The following is a 25,877-nucleotide window of genomic DNA, read 5'->3' on the forward strand; positions in this document are numbered from 1 at the left end:
GGCCAAAATGCAGAATGACAAAAAACCAGATAATATTCGGAATTCAGGCCAACCACCGCGTAGCCTGGATAACATTGACCGAAAAATATTAGGTGAGCTGACAAAAGATGCAGATACCAGCTACGCAGACCTCAGCACAAAAGTCGGTCTCTCTGCCCCGGCAGTCCACGAAAGAGTGAAACGCCTGCGCTCCTCGGGCCGGATAAAAGGCACCGCGGCTCTTTTAGATGGGCCATCCGTAGGCAAGCCATTGCTTGCCTTCGTCCATCTCGATACTGAAGGGTGGGGAAAAACCAAGGAGTTAATGGAGCTCTCAAAATTACCAGAGCTCGAAGAAATGCACTCCGTTACCGGGGACTCCTGCATGCTCTTAAAAGTCCGACTGGAAAACAGTGAGGCACTTGAGGGCTTTTTAGCAAAACTCTACGAATTGCCGGGCGTTCGCAGCACAAAGAGTTACGTCGCCCTGACCACGTACCTAGAGCGTCCCGTTCAGGCAGACATTAGCGAAGGGCTTGTTATGAAGCAGTTCAAAGACGGTTTGGAATAAATCGGTGCTAGAAACTCAAATGCCTCCTGCATAGGCTTTCGCAAGCCATAAAATAAAAGGGATGCTCAGAAAAGATACCACGGTCTGAACAGTCGATGTCGCGGCATAGAGGTCCGCATCGCCCCCCATTTTTTTTGCCAGGAGATAACCGTTCATCGCTGTTGGTACCGATGCGCTTACCATCAATACCGAGATCGACATTCCGGATACGCCAAACCAAAGAGCCCAGCCTGCCATAACGGCAGGAGTGATAAACAACTTCCCAATTAACCCAACAAGAAGCTCTTTTGATGGCTTTAAAGCTGCTTTCAAACTCAACCCTGCGCCAAGAGCAAGAAGGGACATACTGAGCGCGGCGCGTCCAAGTAAATCTGCCATGGTCAAAGCGGGGTCCCAAACTTCAACAGACAGAAGATTAAGGATGAGACCGATCAACACTCCCCATAACAGAGGATTGACAATAATGGTCTTCGCCACCTTGGATAAGGATGGTCCCGCCTGGTTATCATGGTCTGAAAAGGCAGCCAGAATGAGGATATTTGTCACCTGCAGGATCGGCACCATAACCGCCATTGCCAAGGCAATCAAAGCCCCGCCGTCCTCACCGTAAAGCTTTAAAACAATCGCCAAGGCAATAAAACCGTGCCACCGGGTCGTCGCCTGGTAAACGGTAGAAAACTGCCCCCTGCGTGTCCCCCAAAATCGTTTAAGAAGTGGCCACTGTAACAAGGTGATCCCGGCCATCGTCGCCATCATCGCGAGAAGCGTAAAGACATAAGGGCCAAGCTCTATCGCAGACAGATCTGCCTTGATTAAAGTCGTTGCCAAAATACAGGGAAAGAAGATCCAAAAGCAGAGCTCTTCCAATACGCGCCAGTGCTCTTTTGGCACAAAGTTGCTCTTCCGAAGCCCAAACCCGAGAAGGATGATGGCAAAGATTGGAAAAATACTCTCGAAAACAACAAGCATGGAATGTCCGGACAATAAGGAAGCGATAGGAATAAAAAAAGTGTGAGGGGTTAGCCTCACACTTTAAACAGTTTTCCAATCAGACATCAAACCCGATCAGGATGATCCGCTCAAATAACCGCGCAAACGCTTGGCCATGACTTCCCCACGTGTATCATAGGGAAACAGGGTCAAGAACTTGCCATCACGGCTCATCAGATAAGTCAGGGTGCTGTGGGCTGCATCATAATTGACCTCACCACCTCCATGACCACTGCCATGCCCCGAATGATCTTCTTCTGAGAGCAGGATTTTATGGCGTTGCACCCGGTAGCTTTTGGCAACCTTGCTTATCTGATCTTCAGTTCCGGTCAGACCGACTAAACTTGGGTAAAACGAAGAGACATATTCCTCCAGGACTTCTACGGTATCTCTTTCGGGATCTACCGTGATGAACAGGGGCTGAATTTCCTTGGCATCATCGCCGAGAAGATCCAGAGCATCTGTCATATCTTGTAACGTCGTCGGGCAGATCGCAGGGCAGTTGGTATAGCCAAAAAAGACCAACTTGAACTTCCCATCCCAGTCACTGTCTTTCCTAGTATTTCCCTTGTGGTCTTTCAGTTCAAATGGGCCACCAAACAGAGCGTTTAAAGCGGGGGGCGATTTTGGTTTATCTGCTTTCTTCGCTGTAGAATGGCTTTCATGCGTAACAGATGTTTCTGCAGAGAAAGCTGTGCCAACACACATCAATACACTCGCCATAAACGCGGCAATACTAACTTTAATTCGCATGAATTATTCGTCCTCGTAAACCAAACCTGGGATTCCAAGCTTGCCACCTTCAGCAACAATCTTGGCAACACGAGGATCTTCCCGGAACCAGCGCCCAAGTTTTTTCCCTGGATTAGCCGCTTTCCAGTTTTTACCCCACTGCTTGGCTTTGGACCACTCACCGGTTTCTTCGGATTTGATGCGCTGGACAAAATAGATCGTCATCAAGGGATCTGTAATCAGCAAGCCATCGACATGAACGGATTTTCCACAGTGTGGAATTAGATCATCGGTTCCACCGGCAAAATTGGTCCCACCTTTGACAACAGGATATAACGTTCCGTCTGCCAAGAGTAGGCCGAGTTGTCTTTTCCCAGCGCCACATTGAGCGGGACAATTACCAGAGAGCTCACACGCCAAATCAACGACAGTGCCATTGAGTTCTTTTGCCTCTTCACCATCAATGCCCCATTCGTTCGCGGCAAAGCTTGATGTCGTCACTGCAATCATAAAAAAAGAAGCAGCGAAAAATATTTCTGTAAGTATTTTCATTTCTCTACTTCCCAAAAGGAATAATGCCATAATCTTCGTGGTTAAGGTTAACCACACCCTGATCATCAGCCACTTGATTGACGAAGAGATATTTGACCCCGTCTCGTTCGTAGAGGTCACCATCAACTGTCACTTTATGGGTCTGGATATTTACCACGGTTGGGTTGGCCACATTTGTGTCTTCGCTCTCCACCCTGAGAACCATGTAAACCTGTCCATCTTCACCAAGGATACTGACGGGAATACCACCGATGGCACACCAAACAGCACAAAGGTGATGCGCCGTACCCTGAGCATCGCCCATAATTTCAGTGACGTAACACCAGGTATCAATGATCTCTCCGGTGATCTGCACACGTTCTGGTGTTGTTGCAGCTGAAGCCACGGATAAATTCGAAGAAAGAATACTGGCTGCAACAATAAAGCATCCGGGTACCAATTTTAATTTGTGTATCACAGAACCAAAAGCGTCTGCTAATTTCCAATTCATCGTGTCCCCCTTATTCTGGCTTATTCTGGGACCAAATTATTCTGAGATCAAAGCCACTTGTAATACGTCGAGCACATACTCTACTTCAAATGTTGAAAAAGACTTTATCACGTCCCATAAAATTACTGTGTTCAGCGTGTCATTTTTTTCACAAAAACCACGACAAAAAGCGCCAAAGTGAAACTGCCGATAAAAGCTTCTAGTGCCGCGACAAATCGAGATGCACCTACGGGCGTGATATCGCCATATCCTAGGGTGGTAAAGGTAACAACGCTGTAATAAATACTGTTAAAAAAATACTTCATATTGGTCTCAACACTGAGTTCAGAATTAAAACCGATCACTTCATTATTTGCTGAAACTCCAAGGAAAAAATAACAAATCGCGCTCGTAAAAATGAGAAGGAGCGAAAACACAATGACATTAAGCGGGCGCTCACCATAGCCACAAAACAAATCAATAAGTTTCGATTGAATACGCCGCCTGGAATATAGAGGAAATTGAAAACGTCGCATGGTCAGTTCTTTGCACAAAAAATGTCCCGCCTCTTCAAAGAGGCCTTGCGTTTCAGCCAACTTCCGAAGGTCGCGATAAATTTCCTCGCTCTGTTCAAAATTATCGATCGCTTTGGGGAGATCCCCTTTTTGATACGCCTGCTCAGCCTTGCGTTCTTGTGAGATTTGCTGCCCTACCCTCATGCCATCAATTCTGGCTTTTCCCCACTTCACACCAAGCAAGTTAGTGTTTTCAAAGGAGCAAAGATGTAAGTTCGCTTCTGCAAGGTTCGCCTTCATCAGCGATCCATTTTGCAATTTCAAATTAAAGAGATGGGCGCCGTTTAAGTGGGCATGATAAAGGTCTGAATAAGAAAGATCATACCCGGTATCAGAGCCACGCTTGACCAGATTGACCTCCTTCAAATCTGCCTCTTTGAGTAGCAGACCATGAAGAGAGGCACCGGAACGAGCCAGTTGCTCCAACTCTTTGCTAAGGGAGTGATCTCTTTTATCGATAGAGGGATCATGCCAAAAACATTTCCCGCTATCTTCGGCTTCTTGCCGGCAGGGGATACCCTCGGGCGAAACATAAGAACATAAATTATTATCCGACATTCATCCTCGCACTCTTAACTAGAACCAGGAACAAACATACTCACCGTAAGATAGAAACCTTACAAAACACATAATTTACAATGATAGCAGAGGGTGATTGCCCCTGAGTTAATGCGATCTTGGCAAGAAACTCTCAACCAACTCTGCCCAGAAACTTGCCCCAACCGGAGAGATATCATCGTTAAAGTCGTACTCGGGATGATGAACAGATACGCCACCCTTTTCACCTTCAACGCCATTGCCGAGAAAAATATAAGTTCCGGCCTTTGCCTCAAGCATGTAGGAAAAATCTTCGCCACCCATTATCGGCGGCATTCCTTCATGGACTTTATCTTCACCAACAAGTTTCTTGGCGATAACAGCCGCCTTTTCTGTATGTTCGGCATCATTGACCAAAGCCGGATAACCTTCCTGATATTCGAAACAGGCTTCCGCACCGTGAGCTTCAGAAATTGATTTTGCCATATCTTCCATCGCTTTTCGCACCCGGGCACGGACCTCAGGCTTGAATGTCCGTACAGTGCCACAAATCTTGGCTTCTTGTGGCAAGACATTGTAGGCATCGCCAGCATGGAATTGGGTAACAGAAACAACTGCGGATTCAATGGGATCAATGGCACGACTTACGATAGACTGATAAGCCTGTACGATCTGGGTCGCAACAATGATGGAATCTACGGCGAACTGAGGCATCGCAGCATGGCCGCCTTTGCCTGTCACCACGACATCAAAAGTATCCGCACAAGCCATTGTCGGCCCCGAGCGTACCGCAATTTCACCCGCAGGAATGCCGGGCATATTATGCAAACCATAAACGGCTTCCATTGGAAAACGATCGAACAAGCCTTCTTCGACCATTATCCGTCCCCCGCCAATATCTTCTTCCGCGGGCTGAAAAATGAAATAAACCGTTCCGTCAAAATTACGCGTCTCAGCAAGGTATTTTGCCGCGCCCAATAACATTGTGGTGTGGCCATCGTGCCCACAAGCGTGCATCCGTCCTGCATTATTGGACTTGTGTTCAAAATCATTTAATTCTGACATCGGCAAGGCATCCATATCAGCACGAATACCAATCGCCTTTCCAGGGTCATTGGGGCTATTCTGACCGTGCAAAACACCGACAATACCCGTCTTGGAAGACCACGATGGATTTCGATCCCCCACTCTGTCAGTTTTTCGGCGACATAAGCAGAAGTTTCCTCTTCCTGAAGAGCCAGCTCTGGATTGGCATGTAAATGTCTGCGCCACTCCGTCATTTCGGCTTTAAACTCTGCAATACGGTTCTTGATCGCCATAAACTTCCGGCTCCTGAAATTGATAATAATACAATGAGTTGCAAAACAGAGGTCCGAAGGAAGGATCCAAATGCTGGTCTGCTATCGATTTATGAGTATAGGGTGTAATTCAAAAGAAAAAAGCGATACCAGTTGTTTTGTAAAAGGTACAAAACACACGATCGTTTTACATAATAGGTAGACAAATCAGCCCGTTAATTTTTCGATCGACTGAACCAAAACTTCGGGCTCAACAGGCTTTCCCACACAGTCATTCATACCCGCAGTGAGATATTTCCTTCTATGTTCAGCAGAATTATCAGCCGTCAGTGCAATAATCGGAACTGTTTTCGCCCAGGGTAAATCTAGGGATCTTATGGTTTCCGTGGCCTCAATCCCCCCCATCTTGGGCATGATCACATCCATTAGCACCGCATCAAACATTTTGTTCGAGATTTGCTCTACAGCTTCCAAGCCGTTTTCAACCAAGGTAATGTCATAGGGATAGAGATCGAGGAACCGTTGTAACAATATTTGGTTTATCTGGTTATCTTCTGCCACCAATATATTAAGTCTTCGCGGCTTGCTATTCAGATAGTGAGCTTTTGGTTTCTTGGGGGCCTGAGAAATTTCAGGCATGAAGCTATTAATAACTCTTTCAACATCCAGAGAAAAATTACTGCCCGTCGAAATTATATCAACGCCTTTTGGCAATCTCTTGAAATGAGAATCCGATTTATCTCTGCTGCTTAGCACAGCAAAAGGGACCTTTTGTAATTTACCCAGGGATTGAAATACAGACGCAAGTTCGATACCAGATATCAATGGCATTTCGCCAGATACGATGACACCGTTCGGCGGGCTAACCAGAGCATTTTGCAAGAGTTCCAACGTGCTGGAAAAAGAAAAAAGGCGCCATCCAGGTATCATCATGGCCTGCTCGAGACGGAGATAGTGTAGCTTACTCGAAGTCGTCACCATGATCTCGACGTCTTCAATTATGTTCTCTTTTTCAAAATCCGAACTCTCAGCAAAACCAACCTGAGGAAGAGATCTGAGTAACTCTGCCGTCTCAGATTCTGTAGGTAATTTATCGTGTGAAATTATTCCTCGGATATGATCTAGGTAAATATTCACATCATTTATATTCGTTATGGCGAGTGCATTTACCTTGGCAAGATAGTCTTCCAACCTGTGCGCAATCATCCCGATTACTGGAAAACCAAATACCGCGCCCTGACCTTTAAGATTGTGCATTTCCCGGCGTATAAACTGCACGACCTGGGCTTCATCTTCCTTGCCGTCATAAACCTGATTTAGCAGCCCTTCAAGCTCATCAGTAACAATTCGACACTGATCAACAAATTCTACCTTTAATCGGTCAAAACTCTCGTCTGTGTCGTTAGAAGACATAAATTCCTATACTTTCGAATCGGGTACTACCTTACTCACTCGCCGCCCCAGAGATTAGAATAACATGGCTCTTCTCCGCTTTGTTGAGTAGAAAAAGATGCCGACCGCCAAGTAACCTGTTGATATGTATGGTTTCTGATAACTTTACATAGAGCAGGTATATGACAATCAACATCTCGCAGCATATTTTAGGCCTCAAAGGGCAACGTGTAAATGAAATTAAACTGGATGACGGCGGTGTTAAGATTGTCATTCACTGCAGCCGAGACGCGCGTAGGAGGGCTATAGACCCTGCTACAGGCCAGAAGGGAAGCATCAACCAGCATGTCCGCCGACAAGTAAACGACATCCCCCTTTTTGGGTATCCTTGTGTGGTCGAGATTGAGCTGGCGCAGGTTTATATTAACAAGGGCGAACGCCGCATTGAGGGGTGTGATTTTGTTGATAAAGGGTGCCGTTTCACTCACCGATTTTGCCGACTGATCAGTGGATTATGTCGGCATATGTCTATTCAAGCGGTTTCCAGACATTTGGATATACGATGGGAAACGGTCAAGAATATCGACAGGGCATACCTTATTGAAACTCTCCCTACGCTTGATCCTGCAGAGCTAACTGTCTTGGAATATATTGGTGTAGATGAAGTTGCCCGGGCGAAAGGTCATGACTACATGACGGTGGTCTACGATATGGTTGGCGGTCATCTGATCTGGGTTGAAGCAGGCCGAACTGCCGAGGTTTTTTCAAGGTTTTTGAAACAACTGCAACCAGATACAGCCTGCAAAATAAAGGCCGTAGCGATGGATATGGGGCCTGCCTACCAAAAGGCTGTCAGAGAGTCCTTGCCGTTGGCCGACATAGTATTTGACCGTTTCCACGTCATGAAAAACTACAGCAAAGCTATCCATAATCAGCGTCGACTTGAGTTCAGAAAGGCCGATCCAAGTGGTAAAGAGTTGATGAAAGGGACGCATTATCTGTTGCTCAAAAATGCGGATAAGTTGAGTGAAAAACAAAGTGACAAGCTGCAAAGGTTGCTGGAGAGCAATAGCAACCTGAATGCACTTTACGTCTTGAAAGAACAGCTTCAGCTGCTGTGGAGTGCCGCTTCATTTGAGGCGATGGCGGAGCAACTGGAACGTTGGTGCCTGATAGCAGATCAGTCACAGATGCTCTATCTAAAAAAGTTCGCGAAATCCCTACGGAAACATTGTGTGGGCATCTGCAACTACGCCAAACACAAGCTCACAAGCGCCAGGATAGAGGCTGGTAATGTCAGTATAGGAATGATCCGTAAGCGAGCCAGAGGCATCAAGGATACCGAATACTTCAAACTCAAAATTAGACAATCATCCATTCCAGATAATCAATCTATGCTCTATTTGAAATCCTAAATCTACTCAACAAAGCGGAGAAGAGCCAATAATATTCGTTACTATTCTGATAAAGTTCCTTCGGAACCGAGGATCTTTTCTCCGAGAGGTTTCGTTTTAAAATTACCGCGTCACGCTCTTTCCAAGCCCGACAACACTCTATCTGCGAGGCTCTGATCAAAAACCTCCGAAAAACATTTCTATTCTTGCCGTTAATCCCTGTCTCGGGTGTAATCTCTAAAAATTGAAATAGTACCTTATACGAAACAGGATCCAGCCATGAGTGCAAAGCCAAATTCTATTGCAAGCCGTGATGTCGCCTACTGCCTCCATCCCTACACCAATGCCCGCGCCCATGAAGAAAAAGGGCCTATGGTTATTACCCACGGCAAAGGCATTGAGGTTTTTGACGATCAGGGTAAGGCATACATCGAAGGTATGGCTGGGCTTTGGTCAACATCACTCGGGTTTAGTGAAGAGCGTCTGGTTGAGGCAGCGAACAAGCAGATGAAAGAACTGCCTTTTTATCATAACTTTTCACACAAAGCCTCACTGCCTGCGATTGAGCTCTCTGAAAAATTACTCGCAATGGCTCCTGTGCCAATGTCGAAAGTGTTCTTTGCAAATTCAGGATCGGAAGCAAATGACACCGTAGTAAAGTTGGTTTGGTACTACAATAACGCCCTTGGCCGCCCGAATAAGAAAAAGATCATAAGTCGTATAAAAGGCTATCACGGTGTAACCGTTGCCAGTGCAAGTATGACCGGGTTACCAACAAATCATAACGACTTTGATTTACCCATAGCCAACTTTTTACACACATCTTGCCCGCATTACTGGCGCTTCGGCAAAGACGGTGAAAGCGAAGACGATTTTTCAACCCGTATGGCTGATGATCTCGAAGAGATGATCCTGGCTGAGGGGCCGGATACAATTGCGGCCTTTATTGCGGAACCTGTGATGGGAGCTGGCGGGGTTATCATTCCCCCGGCGACTTATTGGGATAAGATACAAGCTGTCCTTAAAAAATATGATGTTCTGTTGGTCGCAGATGAAGTCATTTGCGGCTTTGGCCGTACAGGAAATGCTTTTGGCAGCCAAACCTTTGGCATGAAGCCTGATATTATATCCGTTGCCAAAGCCCTGAGCTCTTCCTATCTCCCGATCTCGGCTGTAATGATTTCTGACCAACTTTATCAGGGTATTGCCGATAGTTCTGCCAAGAACGGCGTCCTGGGACACGGCTATACCTATTCTGGAAACCCGGTTTGCGCTGCAGTCGCCTTGGAAACATTGAAGATCTATGAAGAGCGAGATCTTTTTGCTCATGCTGCCAATGTTGGCGAACATCTCCAGGCGGGTCTCGCTAAATTTAAAGATCATCCCCTGGTTGGTGAAATAAGAGGCGTGGGACTGATTGCAGCCGTTGAGCTTGTTCAAAACAAAGAGAACAAAGTCAGCTTTGATCCAATTGGGAAAGTCGGCACTTACTTGAACGAACGGGCCACAGAAGAAGGGTTGATTATCCGCAACATGGGCGATGCAATCGCTTTTTGTCCTCCCTTGATCATCACCCGTGACGAAATCGATCAAATGCTCGCACGCTTTAACGTTGCCCTGGATAAAACCCTCCAATGGGTCAAAACAGAAGGATTACTTTAAATTCTGCCAAAATTCACCTGAATTAAGCTTGAATTGACATCGATCAATTACGTAAAGTCTAAAAGCAGATAACAGTCTTTTGAACGAAGACTGTTATCTCTATGCGTCGTTCAGTCGCGTTGGTGTTATAATTATGGCGTAATAGTATGCGAATTGTTGTTGAATTGCGTTAAACTAATCATTAATTCAACAAGTGATAAGCTTGATTTGGGAAGACTCTTAAACAAGCAAAAACAAGCCGAACTAAACGGCTTACGTTAGGCGAGAAGAGCAATATGGATTACGAAAAGTTTTTCAGCACGTCGATAGCAGACATGAAAGAAGAAGGTCACTATCGTATTTTTGCTGACTTGGAACGTAAGGCCGGTGAGTTCCCCAACGCAACCCATTTCAGCCGGGACGGAATGCGTCCGGTTAAAGTGTGGTGTTCAAACGATTATCTTGGCATGGGCCAGAACCCCAAAGTTATCGCCGCCATGCATGACGCACTAGATCGGTGCGGCGCGGGCGCGGGCGGTACACGAAATATTTCGGGAAACAATCACTACCATGTCCTCCTCGAAAAGGAGCTGGCTGACTGGCATCACAAGGATGCTGCGCTGCTTTTCACTTCTGGGTATGTCTCAAACTGGGCTGCTTTGAGCACTCTGGGGTCCAAGCTTCCAAACTGTGTAATTCTTTCCGATTCCATGAACCACGCTTCTATGATTGAAGGTATTCGCCACAGTAAGGCTGAAAAAATTATCTTCAATCACAATGATCCAGCAGATCTGGAAGCCAAACTCAAAGAAATCGATCCCGCACGGCCAAAAATAATCGCTTTTGAATCCGTCTATTCAATGGACGGAGACGTCGCCCCGATTGAAGCCTTCTGTGATCTGGCTGATAAATACAACGCGATAACTTATTTGGATGAAGTCCACGCTGTTGGCCTCTATGGCCCAAGAGGTGGCGGCATTACCGATCGTGACGGTCTTTGTGATCGCCTTGATATTATCGAAGGCACACTGGGTAAGGCCGTTGGCGTTGTTGGCGGCTACATCACAGCATCTGCTAACCTTGTTGACTTCATCAGATCTAATGCATCTGGCTTTATTTTCACAACGTCACTTCCTCCTGCGGTGGCAGCTGGTGCTTTAGCCTCTATTCGCCACCTCAAAGAAAGTACGTTTGAGCGGAACAGACACCAGGACCGCGCGGCAGAAACCCGTCGGCGCCTTAAAGAAGCCGGACTTCCTGTTGCCGATTCGGATACCCACATCGTACCCGTTATGGTTGGCGACCCAGTCCTTTGTCGACAGATCACCGACACCTTGATGTCGCGCTATGGCATATATGTGCAACCGATTAACTATCCTACGGTACCAAAGGGAACTGAGCGCTTACGCCTTACACCTTCCCCTGTTCATGCCGATGAGGATATCGATCATTTGGTCAAAGCGCTTCGGGAAATCTGGCAAGAACTCAATTTGAAAATTGCAGCCTGAAAGCACCTTTAGTTGAGAATTGTTCTCATTTGACTGGACAGAGGTTACTCTTCGCGTTACTTTAATTGCGAATTAATGCCCTTTCAGTAAAATCTTCTTTTTAGGAGAGAGAACTCTATGTACCGCGACAACACATTGGTCCCAGCAGAAGCAACACGTCTTCTCGCCCTTGGCTTGCTTATGGAAACCCCCATGAGTTATGCAAAGCTGGCCCAAACAGTGCGTGGTTTCAACAGCTTGATTGTTGGCCCTTCTCTCGATCTTATTGGGATTCCGCTGGAAGTGCTCAAGGTCGAAGGCCTAGTTGAAGGCGAAGACAGTTCTGAAGAAGCTGCCCTGTCGCTTACAGATACTGGCCGGGAAGAGTTCACGTACCTTATGACCTCGAACCTGCGCGCACCCGTGACGGATATGAGCAAGCTCATTATCGCAATCAAAATGCGCCTGCTACACCTTTCCGATTCAAAGACCCAGGCAATGCAGATCAATCTTCTGGTCGACATCTATGAAAGACAGCTCACCAGGCTGCTTGAACTAAAACAGGGTTATTCAACAAACGAAGGCCAATTTGACGGCTGGCTGGATCTCGACATCAAACACACTACGGAACAGCTGAATACCTATGAGAAGATGGCTGAGAGTATGGCTTAAAGCTAAAAACTCTATCCAATCTGGCTATTCTCCAGACTTGAACACGAAAAAACGAGGCCCCATCAGGGGCCTCGTTTTCGTTTAACCTGGTTTCATTTATCCGGGTTTCATTTATCTGGGTTCCATTTATCTGGGTTCCATTTATCCGGATCGAAAATCTCGCTCTCTAATCTGCGACGTAACGTGGATAGGTTTTCTTGGAACGCTCGGCAAAACCGGGATCAATCTCCACTGTGATAAACGGCTCTTCTGGCGAGGTGGTTCCAAGCACATTCCCCTCTGGATCGATCACCCATCCCAAACCGCCGAGATTATCGCCATTTCCTTTTGGGTTATAGAGATTTGATGACAGGCAGTAAGCACCAGAGACAACGGCTGATGCCTGACCACCTGCAAGCCATTTTTCCGTCGATCCGTGTGGTGTGGCCCTGGGTACACAAAGAAGATGAGCTTTTTGTTTTCCATAAGAGCGCGCGTGTTCAAAGAACCACATCTCGGTACAAATCGTTACCCCGATGCGAATGTCTTTATATCTATTTGTGGTGAAGAGTTTGTCTCCCCGATCGTACCAGGTCGCTTCCCAATAATCTTCTTCATCGGGTAAGTTCCACTTGTCATGAAATTCAGCGAGTTCCTGACCCTCAGTCCAAAGATAAGCACGGTTGCGGCGGCTGCCCTGATCCACCACAGGACGCGTTCCCATTACCGCCTCAACCCCAAGCTCTCCCAACCGTGAGATCATGCCACAGTGCGCTTCTACAGCCGCCCGCCAAGCCTCATCAGTTGGTTTATCACTTGCCGCAAGCCAGGATGAAAAAGACATTTCAGGAACCAGAACAAATTCAGACTGAGTGGCTTTGACATGTTTGATCAAAGACTGAAAACTGCTTTCAAGATGATCAGGCCTATTATCGAATTGGCAAACGGTTACTTTCATAATTATCTCACTGTTCATAAAACCAAATACTAAGCGTGATATTGGCAAATACTAATGCCACCAAATAGCCCAATAGTTGCTAGCACTATGAAAAGATACTAGCATAATGCTATCTCGACTTAACATAATGCACAGACATGATTGATAACATCGATAAAAATCTTATCGCACAACTAAGACAGAATGCGCGACTACCCATTGTATCTCTCGCACATATCTTAGGCGTATCCAGGGCGACAGTTCAAAACAGGATAGACCGATTACTGGAAAATAAGATCATCCAGGGCTTTACCATCAAAACCAACAATGCGGACAAACAAGCACCCATCCGTGCACAAACACGGATCAAGATGCGGTCTAAATCAAACAAGCGTATCTTGTCATATCTGTCAGGAAAAATAGAGGTCATCGCCATCCACACTATAAGTGGTCCGTCAGATATGCTTGCCGAACTCCACACAGACTCTCTTGAAGACCTTGATACAGCTCTGGCCGATATACGTGCCCATGAAGATGTTATGGAAACTGAAACCAATATATTATTGGCCACGCACTATCAGTGATGAGCGAATGAAGAGGCAATTTGGCAAAAAAAAGGGAGAGCGAACTCTCCCTTAATGATATGCGCCAAAACCATGAGAGATCTATACGGCCCTAATACCGTGCAAGAAGCTCTCTACTTCCCCCCGCAGCCCGTCTGCCTTGAGATTGAGTTCTTTTGTCGCCATGGATACTTGTTCAGATGCGGCCCCGGCATCATTGGCTGCATGGCTTACGGTTTCGATATTCTCTGTGACCTCGCCTGCACCGTTCGCAGCCAGCTCAACATTTCGAGAAATCTCTGATGTCGCAGCGCCCTGCTCTTCGACGGCAGCAGCAATTGCTGATGCAATCTGGTTCATCTCACCGATCGTGGATGTGATCGACTGGATTGCAACAACGGCATCTTTGGTATCAGCTTGCACCGCGTCGATTTGCGTGGATATTTGCTCGGTCGCTTTTGCCGTTTGACTGGCGAGATTTTTGACCTCATTTGCAACAACAGCAAATCCCTTACCCGCATCACCCGCTCTCGCGGCCTCGATAGTTGCATTCAATGCCAGAAGGTTTGTCTGTTCGGCAATATCAGAAATCAGACTGACCACATCGCCGATCTGATCCGCGGTATGAGCCAGCCCCTGTATCTGCTGATCAGTCTTCCCTGCTTCGTCAACAGCCTTAGCTGCAATTTCAGAGGACTGGTTAACCTGCTGGCTAATCTCTTTAATGGAATAGGAAAGTTCCTCAGTCGCACTGGCGACGGATTGAACGTTAACAGATGCCTCTTGTGCGGCCCCGGACACAACAGCCGCCCGATCCTTTGTCTTGAGTGCAATATCTGTCATCGAGGAGGCCGTGCCCTCCATTTCAACAACTGCTGATCCCACTGATTTTAAAAGTGCCGATACGCCGCTATCAAAATCTTTGGTCAATTCAGAAATCTTATTTGTCCTCTCTTCTCGCAAAAGCTGGATCTTTTCCTGCTCCTTGGCCATGTCATCAGCCTTGATCATATTATCCTTGAAGACCTGAACAGCTTCGGCCATCTGGCCGACTTCATCCTTACGCTCGCGGCTCGGAATGTCGACATCCTTTTCGCCACCAGCCAAGCGGCCCATGACCTCTGTCATTTTATTTATGGGCAGGGAGACCCCGCGCCCAATCATAATGCCAACGACGCCGCCAAAAAGAATAGCAATTATGCTACCGACCAAAATAACTGTTTCGGTCGTAGTCACGGTTGCGGATGTATCGGCTTTTAATTGCTCCATACCGGCGAGTTCGCCAGCCTCGAAAGAGGCCATCAGAGAACGGAATTTAGAAAAATATTCTTCGCCTTTGGCCTCTGCTACCAAATCAGCCATGTCATCCATGGTCTTTGCTGAACCAATCTGACGCCTGAGGGTAATTAAAGGCTCGACGACTTTTACCTGCCATTCTTTAACGGTTTCATCAAGCTGATTTAGAAGCTCAACCTGCTTCTTGTCATCGGCAATGGTTTCTTTTAATCCTGCCGTGATTTTAAAAAGCTCCTTACTGCCCTCGGTATAGGGCTTCAAAAAATCTTCCTGCCCGGCGAGAAGGTACCCGCGCATCCCTGTTTCCATATCCACAGCCGCTTTAAAGACGGCATTTGCCTGAATGATGATCCCGTTGGTGTCATTGACTTCTTTGAGCATTTTACCAACGGAATCAGCATCAAGTTTGGTGAACATAAGCACGGAATCAATTTTCTTTTGACGCTCAGCTCTTTTGGCCACGACTTGCTGGATCAGGGTTTCAATTTGGCTTTGCACCTTTTCAAAATACACCTTTCCCTTATTCTCGGCCACCAAACGCCCCATATCATTCATGGTCTCGGCGTCACCAATCTGGCGGCGAAGAGCAATCGCGGGCCCTGTTACAGTCGCCTGCCATTCCCGAAGCGTTGCGTCTGCCTGGTCCAAGAAAGCCTGTTGTTCGGGATTGTCACCAACACGTTCTTTGAGCGAAGCAATTTGAGCATAGGTATTCTTCTCGCCCTCTTGATAGGGAACAAGAAAACCATCGCGCCCCGCCAGGAGATAACCCCGCATTGAAGATTGCATATCGACGGCTGAATTAATGACTGAAGTCATCTCTTCCAATCCCTGATGCGCGCCATCTACTTTTTTATTAGCAGAAGTAATATTTCCAATAGAGGTAATACTCACCAAGCTAATCACAACTAACAAAGCAAGTGGTATCGCCATGCCAATTAATATCTTCGGCATGGTCTTAAGAGATGACCATTTCATTGAACAACTTCCCGACACATTATTATTTTTGCCAAGATGTTACCGCAGGTTGATTACTAAGTAATTAACCACAATTACTGAGAAAATATTTATAAATATTCGGCACTCCCTAACCCTATGCCATCATCATATTATGCCAACGTCCTTTGTTACTGACAGAGCGACAGCCGATCGCCTGACCATTATAATTAAGCCTTCGCGGAAATATGACATTGATAGGTGGTGCTCCAAATTTAACACTACTTTAATTAAAATCCTTTAAATTTTTGCATACATGAGTATTCACGTTAAAATTATTACTTATTTTACAAATAGTTATGCATATTTAAAAACCAAAAACAACACTATGAAACGCCAACAAATATAAGGGTTTGATATTGTGAGCTACATTAAAGATTACATCACGGGTGTAAGCGGTAAGGTTTTAGGAGTTGTGGTTCTTTGCCTTTTATCGATGGTTGCCGTCTCTGGTTTTGCCATTTACCAGATGCAACAAATAGGTACAGAGCTTGAAGGCATTGCAGAACAAGACATTCCCTTAACCGAAATCCTGACCAAAATTACAGTGCATCAGATGGAACAAACCATCAGCTATGAACGCGCGACAAAGTATGGGGAACAAGGGCTGGATGATTCTAAAGTGGCAGCTCTATACAACAAAACTAAACAGGAATTCCAAGAGCTGACTGTTACGGTCGACAGCGAAATATTGAAGGGCGAAGAAATTGCGGCTGACGCCATTACCCGCGCCCATAACGCTGCAGAGTTAAAAGAATTTACCCATATTCTGGAGGCTCTGAAAAAAATTGAAAAAGAGCACCATGACTATGACAAGCAAGCCAATACAATTTTCCAGCTTCTGGAAGCTGACAAGCTGGAAGAGGCCCACAAGCTAGAAGAAAAATTTGAGGTCCTAATCAATCAGCTCACTCACGAACTTGAAGCACTGCTGTTTGAGATAGAAGAGTTTACAGCCGAAGCGGCCCTGACAGCAGAACACCATGAAATTTTTGCCCTGCGTATTCTTATCATCCTGACGAGTGTAGCCTTACTCGTTGCAAGTGTTATGGCCCTTTTCCTTGTTAGAAGAAGCATTACAACGCCTCTTAAGAAAATTGTGGTGTCCCTGGATCACCTGCTGGCTGGCGATACAAATATAACCGTTGATGTTTCCAGCAACGACGAAATCGGTAAAGTCGCCCAAGCCCTTAACGTTTTCCGGGAAAAATTAATTGAAAACAGCCAGCTACAAGTCGAAGCCGAAGAGCAAAGGGTACGTGCGGAAAAAGCAGAAGAACAAGCCCGAATTGACATGGCCAAAGAGTTGGAAATTTCTGTAGGCGGCGTTATTCAGTCTCTATCTACCGCTGCAACGCAAATGCAATCTTCAGCAGAAACCATGAGCATCACAGCCAAAGAAACGGATAGACAAGCACTCACGGTATCTTCTGCGTCCGAACAGGCCTCCCAGAATGTACAGACTGTTGCATCTGCGACAGAAGAACTTTCCTACTCAGTGCAGGAAATCACGAGACAGGTAAAAGAATCTTCAACAATAACCGACCAAGCGGTAATTGAAGGTCAGAATGCCAATAGTACGGTTCAGGGAATGTCAGAAATGGCTGAAAGTATCGGATCTGTGGTTAACCTGATCAATGATATTGCCGAGCAAACCAACCTATTGGCTTTAAACGCAACGATTGAAGCTGCTCGGGCAGGTGACGCCGGAAAAGGCTTTGCTGTTGTCGCAAGTGAAGTTAAAAATCTTGCGAACCAAACAGCAAAGGCAACAGAGGAAATATCAACCCAGGTTACGGAAATGCAGGCTGTGGCCGGCAACACAGCGAAGGCGATTGAAAGCATTAGTGAGACTATTAACAAGGTTAATGAAATCACAAAGCAAATTGCCGGCGTTGCTGAAGAACAAGACGCAGCCACACAAGAAATATCTCGCAACATTCAACAAGCATCTCAAGGAACCCAAGAGGTATCGACGAGTATTACCGAGGTAAAGAATGGTGCCTCTGAAACAGGCGTTAATGCTCAAGAAGTTCTAACGGCGACAGGTGAACTTACGTCTCAATCCGGCATTCTAAAAGGTGAGATAGATAGTTTCCTTAACCGCTTACGTTCTGCCTAAAACCACGACTTAAAATCATCGAGGGGCGGTTCTCAAACTTATAGCGGCATAAACACCTATATAGTCTGAGGATCGCCAACCATAGAAACCGATTTTATTTGCGCATAAATATCCTGCCCCACCGAAAAATCGAACTTTCGAAGAGATCTCTGTGTGATGCGGGCAAGGAATCTGGCCCCTTCCTTTTTGTCCTGATGACCGATCAACAACAGTAAATTCGCCCGTCCGCCATCGAGAAGATGGATATTAAGAATATGGGTTGGGATCACGTTTAGGATCGTTGTTTCAGAGGGTTTCTCGCGCGCAAGACTGACATCGTTGGCCGCGATGCTTATCCGATGTTTGCTCCCCACATCACCCAGCTGACCGGGAATTTGAAGAACACCACCGTCAACGTTCACTTCTGTTATTCTGTCAGCCTCTGAAAAGGCTGTAACCTCAACGTCAATAACAGAAGTGGGTTTAGGTCCCTCTGCGATGTAGAGGGTTGGATCGGACAAGACCTCGCTCAAAGGCCCCATTGCCAAGATCTTTCCCTGATCCATAAGGATCATGTTATCTGCTAATCTTTCGACTTCTTCAGTGTCATGGCTGACAAATATCACAGGGATATCCAGGCTTTTAAACAGCCGATCGAGATAGGGAATAATCTCGTCTTTGCTGAACTTATCCAACCCGGCAAGGGGTTCATCCATCAACAAGAGCTCTGGACCAGATAACAACGCCCGACCAATCGCAATGCGCTGACGCTCGCCACCGGATAAATTATGGACGGAACGCGAGAGGAGATGTTCCAACCCAAGCAAGGACGCTATTTCATCCAGCTCGATCACCTGACCATTGCCAACACTGCGTTTTTGACCAAAAATCAGGTTTTCCTTCACCGAGAGGTGCGCAAACAAGCTGGCCTCCTGAAAGACAAAACCAACGGGTCTCTTATGTGTCGGCATGCAGCTTTTATCATCTTGCCAAACATGGTCTTTTACAGAAAGAAACCCTTGCTCCATAGGGCTCAACCCAGCCAGGCATCTTAACACGGATGTCTTGCCGCACCCGGACCGCCCAAACAAGGCAGTGACGCCCTTACCGGGCAACGTAAAGTCAACGGAGAGATCAAACCCTTCCAAGGAGCCAGAGAAACGAGCAACGATACCGTCTGCGTTACTCATTTCATTTTTCATAGCGCTTTTCATCTTAGGCGCCTCCCCAACTTCTTCTCCAAGATCATCATGCTTAGGATGACAACAAAAGAGAAAACCAACAGCCCAGCGGACAGGATATGCGCCTGCTCCCATTCCAGAGCTTCAACGTGGTCATAGATCGCCACCGAAAGAACTTTTGTTTCTCCCGGGATATTGCCCCCGATCATCAGTATGACCCCGAATTCCCCCACCGTATGGGCAAACCCCAGTACCGCCCCGGTTAAAACGCCCGGTCGCGCCAGCGGCAGAGCCACAGAAAAAAAAGTATCCAGCGGCGAAGCCCTCAGAGTGGCTGCGACCTCAAGAGGTCGTTCCCCTATCGCGTCAAAAGCATTCCTGATCGGCTGGATAACAAACGGCATGGAATAGATTACAGAACCGACAACAAGGCCGGCAAAAGTAAAGGGGAGTGCACGGCCAAAAACAAGAGTTGCCAATTGGCCTATGGGGCTATCGGGCCCCAGAGCAATCAAAAGGTAGAAGCCCATCACCGTGGGTGGCAGCACGATTGGCAAAGCGACAATCGCGGCAATACCTTCCTTCCACCAAGCCTTGGACCGCGCAAGCCACCAGGCGATAGGCGTACCGACGATCAAAAGTATGAGTGTGGTGATAAAGGCTAATTTGACTGTGATCCAAATTGGATCCCACATGCGCTGGTATCCCCCTCAGCGGAGCATTGTTTTATTCTTGGTTAAGAGTGTAGCCGAATTCTCGAATGATTACAGCTGCTTCATTACTCTTTAGAAAGCTGATGAATGCAATAGCTGCTTTGTTTTCAGCGCCTTTTTTTAACAGCACCACTTGCTGATCCAAAGGTGCATAGAGTTCTAGGGGTACCACCCAATGGGCCCCATCCTTATTCAAAGTGATCTGAGATAACGAAACGACCGCTAACTCAGCATTTCCGGTGTAGGCAAATTGATAAGTTTGAGCAATGTTTTCACCCTGAACGATTTTACTTTTAATATCGTCGTACACACCAAGCTTGGTTAGGGCTTCCAATGCAGCCCTGCCGTAAGGAGCCGTTTTCGGATTTGCAATTGCCAGACGGGTCGTTGACTTACTCTGCAACAGTCTTACTTGCTGCAAAGCACTGCCTTTGGGGTCCAAGTGGCTTGGGCCCCTGCTCCACAATACAATCTGCCCCTGAGCATAGGTAAAGCGTGTTCCCTTGACGGTTAATCCCTCTTGCTCTGCCCGTTTTGGGCGCTCGCTATCAGCTGCCAGAAAAACATCAAAGGGTGCCCCATAAATAATTTGAGTGAATAGCTTACCGGTAGAGCCAAAGCTCAAGGCCACTTCATGATCCGTTTTAGCGGTGAAGACTTCTGCTAATTCCTTTGCCGCCGCCGTAAAGTTTGCAGCAACTGCTATGGTCGTCTTCTCAGCATTGGCCGGGACTGAAAACCCCAGAGAAAAGACGGTAATCAGAAAGCAGAAGATACCTTTACTATAGTACATATATTGACGAGCTCAGACCTGTTGTGGCGTTCAAATTATTATTTTATATCAATCAAATAACAACCGCATCATTGATTAACATCAAACTGAGATCACGAGACATCACCGGCATGCTCTGTGATTTAGAACAGGTGCTGACCACCCGTGACAAAGATCTCTGTACCTGTAACGTAGCCAAAATTTGGGGTGCAGAGCTGATAAACAGCAGAAGCAACTTCGCTCGGTTGCCCCATGCGGTTCATGGGAATGCGCGGGATCAGGGCCTCGTATTCTTCGCCGATCATATCGGTTTCAATTTCTCCTGGTGCCACCGCATTCACCCGAACGCCAAACTGCGCAAATTCGACTGAAAGCTCGCGGGTCAGGGCCGAGAGAGCCGATTTAGAGGTCGAATAAGCAGATCCAGCAAAGGGGTGTACGCCGTGTCCGGCAATGGAAGTAATGTTGACCACCGCCCCTTGGCCCCGACCAAGAGCAGAAGCAAAACCTCGGCATAACATCAAAGGCGCAAAGAAATTAAGTTCGAACACTTCACGCCAGGTATCGACATCCCCATTGAGACACCCGAGGCGTTCTTTGTAATAGGTCTTGGGCGATACCGCAGCGTTGTTTACCAGCGCATGTAAAGGGGCATCGCCGAGGATTTCATTGGCCCGATCAATAAAGCTTTGCGTGCTTTTGGTATCGTTCAGATCCGTTACGATATGATCTGCCCAATTGGGGTCACGTTTACAATGGTCAGGAACATCTTCGCGCGAACAGGTGATGACCTGCCAATTTCGTTGACTAAAATACTGGACAGTTGCATGGCCAATGCCACGACTTGCCCCGGTCAAGATAACCGTTTTCCGATCTTCAGAGCCATTTTGAGAGTTATCGATTTCAGTATCCTGCACTTTACTTCTCCTTGCCACCTTGCCCGTTATTATTTTGGCGGCGAATAGCTTTGCGAACCTCTATCCCATACGGCTCTTGTAGAACGATTATTTCTGCATGGGGATAAAGCATACAGATTTTCTGATCAACTTCCTCAGCAATAGCATAGGAATGGGCTAAACTAATATGACCATCCAGTTCTAAGTGAAACTGAATAAAGAGGTTTGGGCCTGAAACCCGGGTCCGTAGATCATGAACACCGAGAACTTCGGCATGATTAAGAATTAACGTTTCAATCTTCTCGCGCTCGTCATCCAAAAGCTCTCTGTCCATCAGCATATCAAGCGCTTTTTTAAAGATGCTCCATGCATAGGTAAGAATATAAAACGAGATTGCCAGAGCAAAAGCCGGATCCACCCAGGGCATATCGAAATAATGCCCGATCAACAGTGAAATAATCACCGATAGATTTACTACGATGTCCCCAAAATAGTGCAGCGCATCTGCCTGAATAGCGACAGATCCGGTTTGCTTGACCACATAATTTTGATAGCGGGTTAGGGCAAAGGTCATCAGAATAGAAAAAACCATCACCCCAATACCAATACCCGTGTTGGATACCTCGTGGGGATCAGCTAGCCGTTGCCCTGCTTCCAGAACCAAGAAAATTGCCGAACCCGTAATAAATGCCGATTGTGCCAGAGCGGCGAGGCCTTCAGCTTTCCCATGGCCAAAACGGTGTTCATTGTCTGCGGGGGTCAACGCGTGACTTATCGCCAAAAGATTTAAAAGGGAAGCACCGGCATCAAGTAGAGAATCAACCAGGGTCGTCAAAATGGATACAGACCCGGTATAAGCCCAGGCTGAGAGTTTGGCCGCAATCAAGATCAACGCCGTAAGAACCGCAGCATAAGCCGCCCGCTTCATTAAGAGAGCGGTTCGTTCTCTATGGCCTGCTTGTCCTGCATTCATCTGAGAGAGCCGAAAATTCGATACATATGATTATTATAACTGGGTATTATAGACTGAATATTATAACGGGGAACCGTCCCGAAATGTTACGGGAACAAGCGTTCCGTATTCCACTTACCAGGCTCACCATCAGATAAAGCACTATAAACGAGGCGATCGTGTAAACGGAAAGGCCCATCCTGCCAGAACTCTATCCGCAAAGGACGGACCCGAAATCCAGACCAATGCGGGGGGCGTGGAACCTTACTCAAACCATATTTTGCGGCGTACTTTGCTACTCTTTTTTCCAATTCAAATCGTCCTTCGAGAGGGCGGGACTGATCACTGGCCCAGGCTCCGATTTGGCTTTGCTTCGGCCGACTTGCGAAATATTCATCGGCCTCAGCATCAGTCACCTGCTCAACAATGCCCTCGATCCGGATAGAACGTCTGACGGATTTCCAATGAAACAGCAGCGCTGCTTTTGGATGAGCCAAAAGCTGTTCACCTTTGCGGCTCTCGAAATTGGTATAGAAAACAAAACCCTCATGATCCCAGCCCTTTAACAACACCATGCGAGAGGATGGCATTCCGGTCTCATCGACCGTAGACAGGCTCATCGCGGTTGGATCATTAATTTCTTTTTCTTCGGCCTCTTTCAACCATACATCAAATACGTCGTATGGATCAGAAGGTGTCGTGTCGCGGATCATAATGGTTACCGGCCTTTTAAAGGTGGAACAATTGGAAATGAACAGGTGGTACAAAAATGCCTATCAGATAGTACAATAAGTGACAACAGTGTACACTGCGGCATGTTTACAAATTTCACAAAAACTTGAAAATAACAGAACACAAAAATAGCCCTAGAGCCATAAAACTGCCTCAATTAAGTTCTATCAATTATTCAGATTTAGGTAAGGCTGGGCGTAAGAACAAGACTTATGATAAAGTCTGAATTCCAGCACACATACTGCAAAATGCACAAAAGAGAGCAAGACCATGAATTTTAAGGCAAGCATAGCAATTTTGTTGATCGTTTTCACAACGGCGGCCTGCTCAAATGATCGCGGCGTAAAACAAACTGTCGGCGGTCTAGGCGGTGCAATTGCCGGCGGTCTTCTCGGCGCTCAATTCGGTAAAGGCACAGGCCAAGTCGTTGCGGCAGCAACTGGTGCTGTCATCGGTGGTTTCATCGGTAGTGAAGTCGGCCGTTATATGGACGACGAAGACAAACGCCAAGCTGATACCGCCTATAATCAGGCTCAAACAGCCCCTGTCGGTCAAACCATTGCCTGGAACAACCCTGATTCAGGTAATTCTGGGACCGTAACTCCTGTACGTGACGGCACATCAACTGCCGGTGAATATTGCCGCGAATACCAGCAGTCAGTGGTTATCGGTGGCAAAACAGAAGAAGCCTACGGCACAGCCTGTCGCCAGCCTGATGGTTCTTGGGAGATCCAATAAGATTTGAGATAATATAGAGACTAAACATAAAGTTTCATATTTAATCTGACCTTTGAAAATGCACTTATTAAAAAGCCCTAACCCCTCGGTTAGGGCTTTTATTTTTCTCAGAAAACCAATTTATAGCTTCACAATACGATGAACGAACCATAGAGGTTAATTTCATTACCCTCCTGTTTACGCTTTCGTGTTGAATTCACCTAATTTATAGGTGCAGGAAATTAAATACACACTAGAATACGACAGTGGATGGTAGTTAAATATTTGTAACCTGTTACGTCTTAAGTAATAGCCCAAACCAGTTAAGAGCTTCATTTAATGAATTTGCGTAGCCTTGATCTAAACCTACTTTTGGTATTTGATTCTCTGCTGAACGAAGGCCAAGTGTCCCGTGCGGCATCCAAAGTGGGTAGGTCCCAATCGGCAATCAGCCATTCCCTAAAAAAACTTCGCCAAATTTTTAATGAACTTTTTATACGCACATCCACTGGGATGGAACCAACTCCCCGTGCATTGGTGTTGGCAAAGTCAATTTCTTCTGCACTTGCTGATCTTCAAGGGGCATTCGACAATTTCCTGGATTTTGATCCCATTCTATCTAATCGCAATTTTGCCATCGGCTTATCCGATGGTACGGCCTTCATGTTTTTGCCTCAATTGATTAAAAAATTTCGAGCGGAAGCTCCCCTCGCTACGATCAATGTCCACAATGTTACTCAATTAAGTGGATGCCAGATGTTACGCACGGGAAAACTGGATTGTGTCGTGCTTGGGAACGTTAAAGATGTTGATCAGAACCTTGAGCAAGAAGTTATTCTGTCTGAAAAATTTTTATGTGCCATGTGGAATAAAAATCCCGCGCTAGATACGCCCTTCACACTAGAATCCTTCCTATCCAATCCACATCTTCAAATTTCTGTGGACGGCGTATCACAGGGCCAGGTTGATTTAAGCTTGGAATTGATTGGCAAACAACGCGAAATAAAAGCAACTATCCCACACTATTTGCTGATACCTCAAATTCTTCCTGGCTCATATTTAATAACAACTTGCGCTGATAGCATCCTGGTCCCTTTTGCCGAAACCAGCGAAATCACTCTCCTCGCCCCCCCAGTCTCACTTCCCGATGTCAAATTTTCCCTAGTTAAATGACCCCCGGCAAAGCCGGGGGCTTAAGCGGGTGAGCCCCTTAAAGGGGCAAATTGGGAACCGCTAAAGCGGTTATGGATTGAATATATCCATTTGGTCAAAGTACTTATCACGCTCTTCTTGCGTTCTGATATACTCCCTCACCATCTGTTCATCGAGCCCTACAGTTGAGACGAAATATCCACGGGCCCAAAAATTTTCACCCTTGAAATTCCGTGCTTTATTTTTGAATTTTCGAGCTATGGCAATCGCGCTTTTTCCTTTTAGGTATCCAACGACTTTTGAAACAGCATGTTTGGGCGGTATGCTGATACACATGTGAATGTGATCCGGCATCAAATGGCCCTCCTCAATCTTACTTTCGCGATGCCCGGCCAGTTCATGGAAAATTTCACCAAGATACTGACGTAGGTTGCCATAGATAACTTTTTGCCTGCGTTTAGGGATGAAAACCACGTGGTATTTACAATCCCATCTCGTATGTGCAAGGCTTTTGTAATCTCTCATCGGCTAATTCCTTTGTTATTTTGGTCAATAAACAAAGAAATGTAAGACCGTGGGAACGGTCAAACCATTGAGAGTC

General features: G+C 46.5%; 27 protein-coding genes. 9 read left to right on the forward strand and 18 right to left on the reverse strand.

Translation table 11 applies throughout. The features are described from left to right. Positions 1-7: 7 nt before the first annotated feature. The gene (locus ACOGW3_RS26080) at positions 8-550 is read left to right on the forward strand and encodes an Lrp/AsnC family transcriptional regulator (protein ID WP_419905598.1); all 543 of its coding nucleotides are present in this window, start codon (positions 8-10) and stop codon (positions 548-550) included. A 15-nt stretch (positions 551-565) separates the two neighbouring features. Here the strand turns inward: ACOGW3_RS26080 and ACOGW3_RS26085 are convergent, their stop codons facing one another. From ACOGW3_RS26085 to ACOGW3_RS26125, 9 genes are all read right to left on the reverse strand, one after another. Then, positions 566-1,519 (reverse strand): AEC family transporter, encoded by a 954-nt coding sequence (locus ACOGW3_RS26085; protein ID WP_419905599.1) that lies wholly within the window; start codon positions 1,517-1,519, stop codon positions 566-568. 96 nt (positions 1,520-1,615) lie between these two features. Further along, complete coding sequence (locus tag ACOGW3_RS26090; RefSeq protein WP_419905600.1) at positions 1,616-2,293, reverse strand: SCO family protein; 678 nt, start codon at positions 2,291-2,293, stop codon at positions 1,616-1,618. A 3-nt stretch (positions 2,294-2,296) separates the two neighbouring features. After that, positions 2,297-2,824 (reverse strand): hypothetical protein, encoded by a 528-nt coding sequence (locus ACOGW3_RS26095; protein ID WP_419905601.1) that lies wholly within the window; start codon positions 2,822-2,824, stop codon positions 2,297-2,299. A gap of 4 nt (positions 2,825-2,828) precedes the next feature. Next, entirely contained in the window at positions 2,829-3,314 is a 486-nt protein-coding gene (locus ACOGW3_RS26100; RefSeq protein WP_419905602.1) for a hypothetical protein, read from the reverse strand. Between the two features lie 131 nt (positions 3,315-3,445). Further along, a complete protein-coding gene (locus tag ACOGW3_RS26105) occupies positions 3,446-4,426 on the reverse strand; it encodes an ion channel (protein ID WP_419905603.1) in 981 nt (326 codons plus the stop codon). A gap of 108 nt (positions 4,427-4,534) precedes the next feature. After that, a complete protein-coding gene (locus ACOGW3_RS26110) occupies positions 4,535-5,485 on the reverse strand; it encodes a M20 aminoacylase family protein (RefSeq protein WP_419905997.1) in 951 nt (316 codons plus the stop codon). Beyond that, positions 5,458-5,724, reverse strand: coding sequence for a hypothetical protein (locus ACOGW3_RS26115; protein WP_419905604.1), 267 nt, complete (start codon positions 5,722-5,724; stop codon positions 5,458-5,460). Before ACOGW3_RS26115 ends, ACOGW3_RS26110 begins: the two co-directional genes overlap by 28 nt. A 186-nt stretch (positions 5,725-5,910) precedes the next feature. Beyond that, complete coding sequence (locus ACOGW3_RS26120) at positions 5,911-7,116, reverse strand: response regulator (protein WP_419905605.1); 1,206 nt, start codon at positions 7,114-7,116, stop codon at positions 5,911-5,913. Between the two features lie 31 nt (positions 7,117-7,147). Then, the gene (locus ACOGW3_RS26125) at positions 7,148-7,291 is read right to left on the reverse strand and encodes a hypothetical protein (RefSeq protein ID WP_419905606.1); all 144 of its coding nucleotides are present in this window, start codon (positions 7,289-7,291) and stop codon (positions 7,148-7,150) included. On the opposite strand from ACOGW3_RS26125, the gene ACOGW3_RS26130 reads away from it, so the two are divergent. From ACOGW3_RS26130 to ACOGW3_RS26145, 4 genes are all read left to right on the forward strand, one after another. Further along, positions 7,278-8,510, forward strand: a complete 1,233-nt coding sequence (locus ACOGW3_RS26130) for an ISL3 family transposase (RefSeq protein ID WP_419901301.1) — start codon at positions 7,278-7,280, stop codon at positions 8,508-8,510. The genes ACOGW3_RS26125 and ACOGW3_RS26130 overlap by 14 nt on opposite strands. 258 nt (positions 8,511-8,768) lie before the next feature. Further along, complete coding sequence (locus ACOGW3_RS26135; RefSeq protein ID WP_419905607.1) at positions 8,769-10,151, forward strand: aspartate aminotransferase family protein; 1,383 nt, start codon at positions 8,769-8,771, stop codon at positions 10,149-10,151. A gap of 275 nt (positions 10,152-10,426) precedes the next feature. After that, a complete protein-coding gene (gene hemA / locus ACOGW3_RS26140; protein ID WP_419905608.1) occupies positions 10,427-11,638 on the forward strand; it encodes a 5-aminolevulinate synthase in 1,212 nt (403 codons plus the stop codon). A 117-nt stretch (positions 11,639-11,755) separates the two neighbouring features. Then, the gene (locus ACOGW3_RS26145) at positions 11,756-12,289 is read left to right on the forward strand and encodes a hypothetical protein (RefSeq protein ID WP_419905609.1); all 534 of its coding nucleotides are present in this window, start codon (positions 11,756-11,758) and stop codon (positions 12,287-12,289) included. Between the two features lie 166 nt (positions 12,290-12,455). Here the strand turns inward: ACOGW3_RS26145 and ACOGW3_RS26150 are convergent, their stop codons facing one another. Further along, the gene (locus ACOGW3_RS26150) at positions 12,456-13,226 is read right to left on the reverse strand and encodes a carbon-nitrogen hydrolase family protein (RefSeq protein WP_419905610.1); all 771 of its coding nucleotides are present in this window, start codon (positions 13,224-13,226) and stop codon (positions 12,456-12,458) included. A 137-nt stretch (positions 13,227-13,363) separates the two neighbouring features. Here ACOGW3_RS26150 and ACOGW3_RS26155 point away from each other — a divergent pair, with 137 nt between their 5' ends. Continuing rightward, entirely contained in the window at positions 13,364-13,789 is a 426-nt protein-coding gene (locus tag ACOGW3_RS26155) for an Lrp/AsnC family transcriptional regulator (protein ID WP_419905611.1), read from the forward strand. Positions 13,790-13,870: 81 nt separating this feature from the next. Here ACOGW3_RS26155 and ACOGW3_RS26160 read toward each other — a convergent pair whose 3' ends face one another. Beyond that, positions 13,871-16,042, reverse strand: coding sequence for a CHASE3 domain-containing protein (locus ACOGW3_RS26160; RefSeq protein ID WP_419905612.1), 2,172 nt, complete (start codon positions 16,040-16,042; stop codon positions 13,871-13,873). Positions 16,043-16,421: 379 nt separating this feature from the next. Between ACOGW3_RS26160 and ACOGW3_RS26165 the strand changes: the two genes are divergently transcribed. Beyond that, positions 16,422-18,182: a methyl-accepting chemotaxis protein gene (locus tag ACOGW3_RS26165; protein ID WP_419905613.1), complete on the forward strand. Its 1,761-nt coding sequence runs from the start codon at positions 16,422-16,424 to the stop codon at positions 18,180-18,182. 56 nt (positions 18,183-18,238) lie between these two features. On the opposite strand, the gene modC is transcribed toward ACOGW3_RS26165, so the two are convergent. The 6 genes from modC to pdxH form a co-directional block, all read right to left on the reverse strand. After that, positions 18,239-19,375 carry a molybdenum ABC transporter ATP-binding protein gene (gene modC / locus ACOGW3_RS26170; RefSeq protein ID WP_419905614.1) on the reverse strand — a complete coding sequence of 379 codons (1,137 nt, stop codon included), beginning with the start codon at positions 19,373-19,375 and terminating at the stop codon, positions 18,239-18,241. Then, positions 19,372-20,037, reverse strand: a complete 666-nt coding sequence (gene modB / locus ACOGW3_RS26175; protein WP_419905615.1) for a molybdate ABC transporter permease subunit — start codon at positions 20,035-20,037, stop codon at positions 19,372-19,374. The genes modC and modB overlap by 4 nt, the downstream gene beginning before the upstream one ends. Before the next feature lie 31 nt (positions 20,038-20,068). Then, on the reverse strand, positions 20,069-20,848 hold the full coding sequence (modA, locus tag ACOGW3_RS26180) for a molybdate ABC transporter substrate-binding protein (protein ID WP_419905616.1): 780 nt from the start codon (positions 20,846-20,848) through the stop codon (positions 20,069-20,071). Positions 20,849-20,970: 122 nt separating this feature from the next. Beyond that, positions 20,971-21,744, reverse strand: a complete 774-nt coding sequence (locus ACOGW3_RS26185; protein ID WP_419905617.1) for an SDR family NAD(P)-dependent oxidoreductase — start codon at positions 21,742-21,744, stop codon at positions 20,971-20,973. Position 21,745: 1 nt separating this feature from the next. Next, complete coding sequence (locus tag ACOGW3_RS26190) at positions 21,746-22,696, reverse strand: cation diffusion facilitator family transporter (protein ID WP_419905618.1); 951 nt, start codon at positions 22,694-22,696, stop codon at positions 21,746-21,748. Positions 22,697-22,782: 86 nt separating this feature from the next. Then, positions 22,783-23,388 carry a pyridoxamine 5'-phosphate oxidase gene (gene pdxH / locus ACOGW3_RS26195; protein ID WP_419905619.1) on the reverse strand — a complete coding sequence of 202 codons (606 nt, stop codon included), beginning with the start codon at positions 23,386-23,388 and terminating at the stop codon, positions 22,783-22,785. A gap of 289 nt (positions 23,389-23,677) precedes the next feature. On the opposite strand from pdxH, the gene ACOGW3_RS26200 reads away from it, so the two are divergent. Further along, positions 23,678-24,145, forward strand: a complete 468-nt coding sequence (locus tag ACOGW3_RS26200; RefSeq protein ID WP_419905620.1) for an RT0821/Lpp0805 family surface protein — start codon at positions 23,678-23,680, stop codon at positions 24,143-24,145. Positions 24,146-24,463: 318 nt separating this feature from the next. Next, the gene (locus tag ACOGW3_RS26205; RefSeq protein WP_419905621.1) at positions 24,464-25,297 is read left to right on the forward strand and encodes a LysR family transcriptional regulator; all 834 of its coding nucleotides are present in this window, start codon (positions 24,464-24,466) and stop codon (positions 25,295-25,297) included. A gap of 69 nt (positions 25,298-25,366) precedes the next feature. On the opposite strand, the gene tnpA is transcribed toward ACOGW3_RS26205, so the two are convergent. Next, the gene (gene tnpA, locus ACOGW3_RS26210) at positions 25,367-25,801 is read right to left on the reverse strand and encodes an IS200/IS605 family transposase (RefSeq protein WP_419901154.1); all 435 of its coding nucleotides are present in this window, start codon (positions 25,799-25,801) and stop codon (positions 25,367-25,369) included. Positions 25,802-25,877: the final 76 nt, after the last annotated feature.

The organism is Kiloniella sp., assembly GCF_965205715.1.
Lineage (GTDB): Bacteria > Pseudomonadota > Alphaproteobacteria > Kiloniellales > Kiloniellaceae > Kiloniella.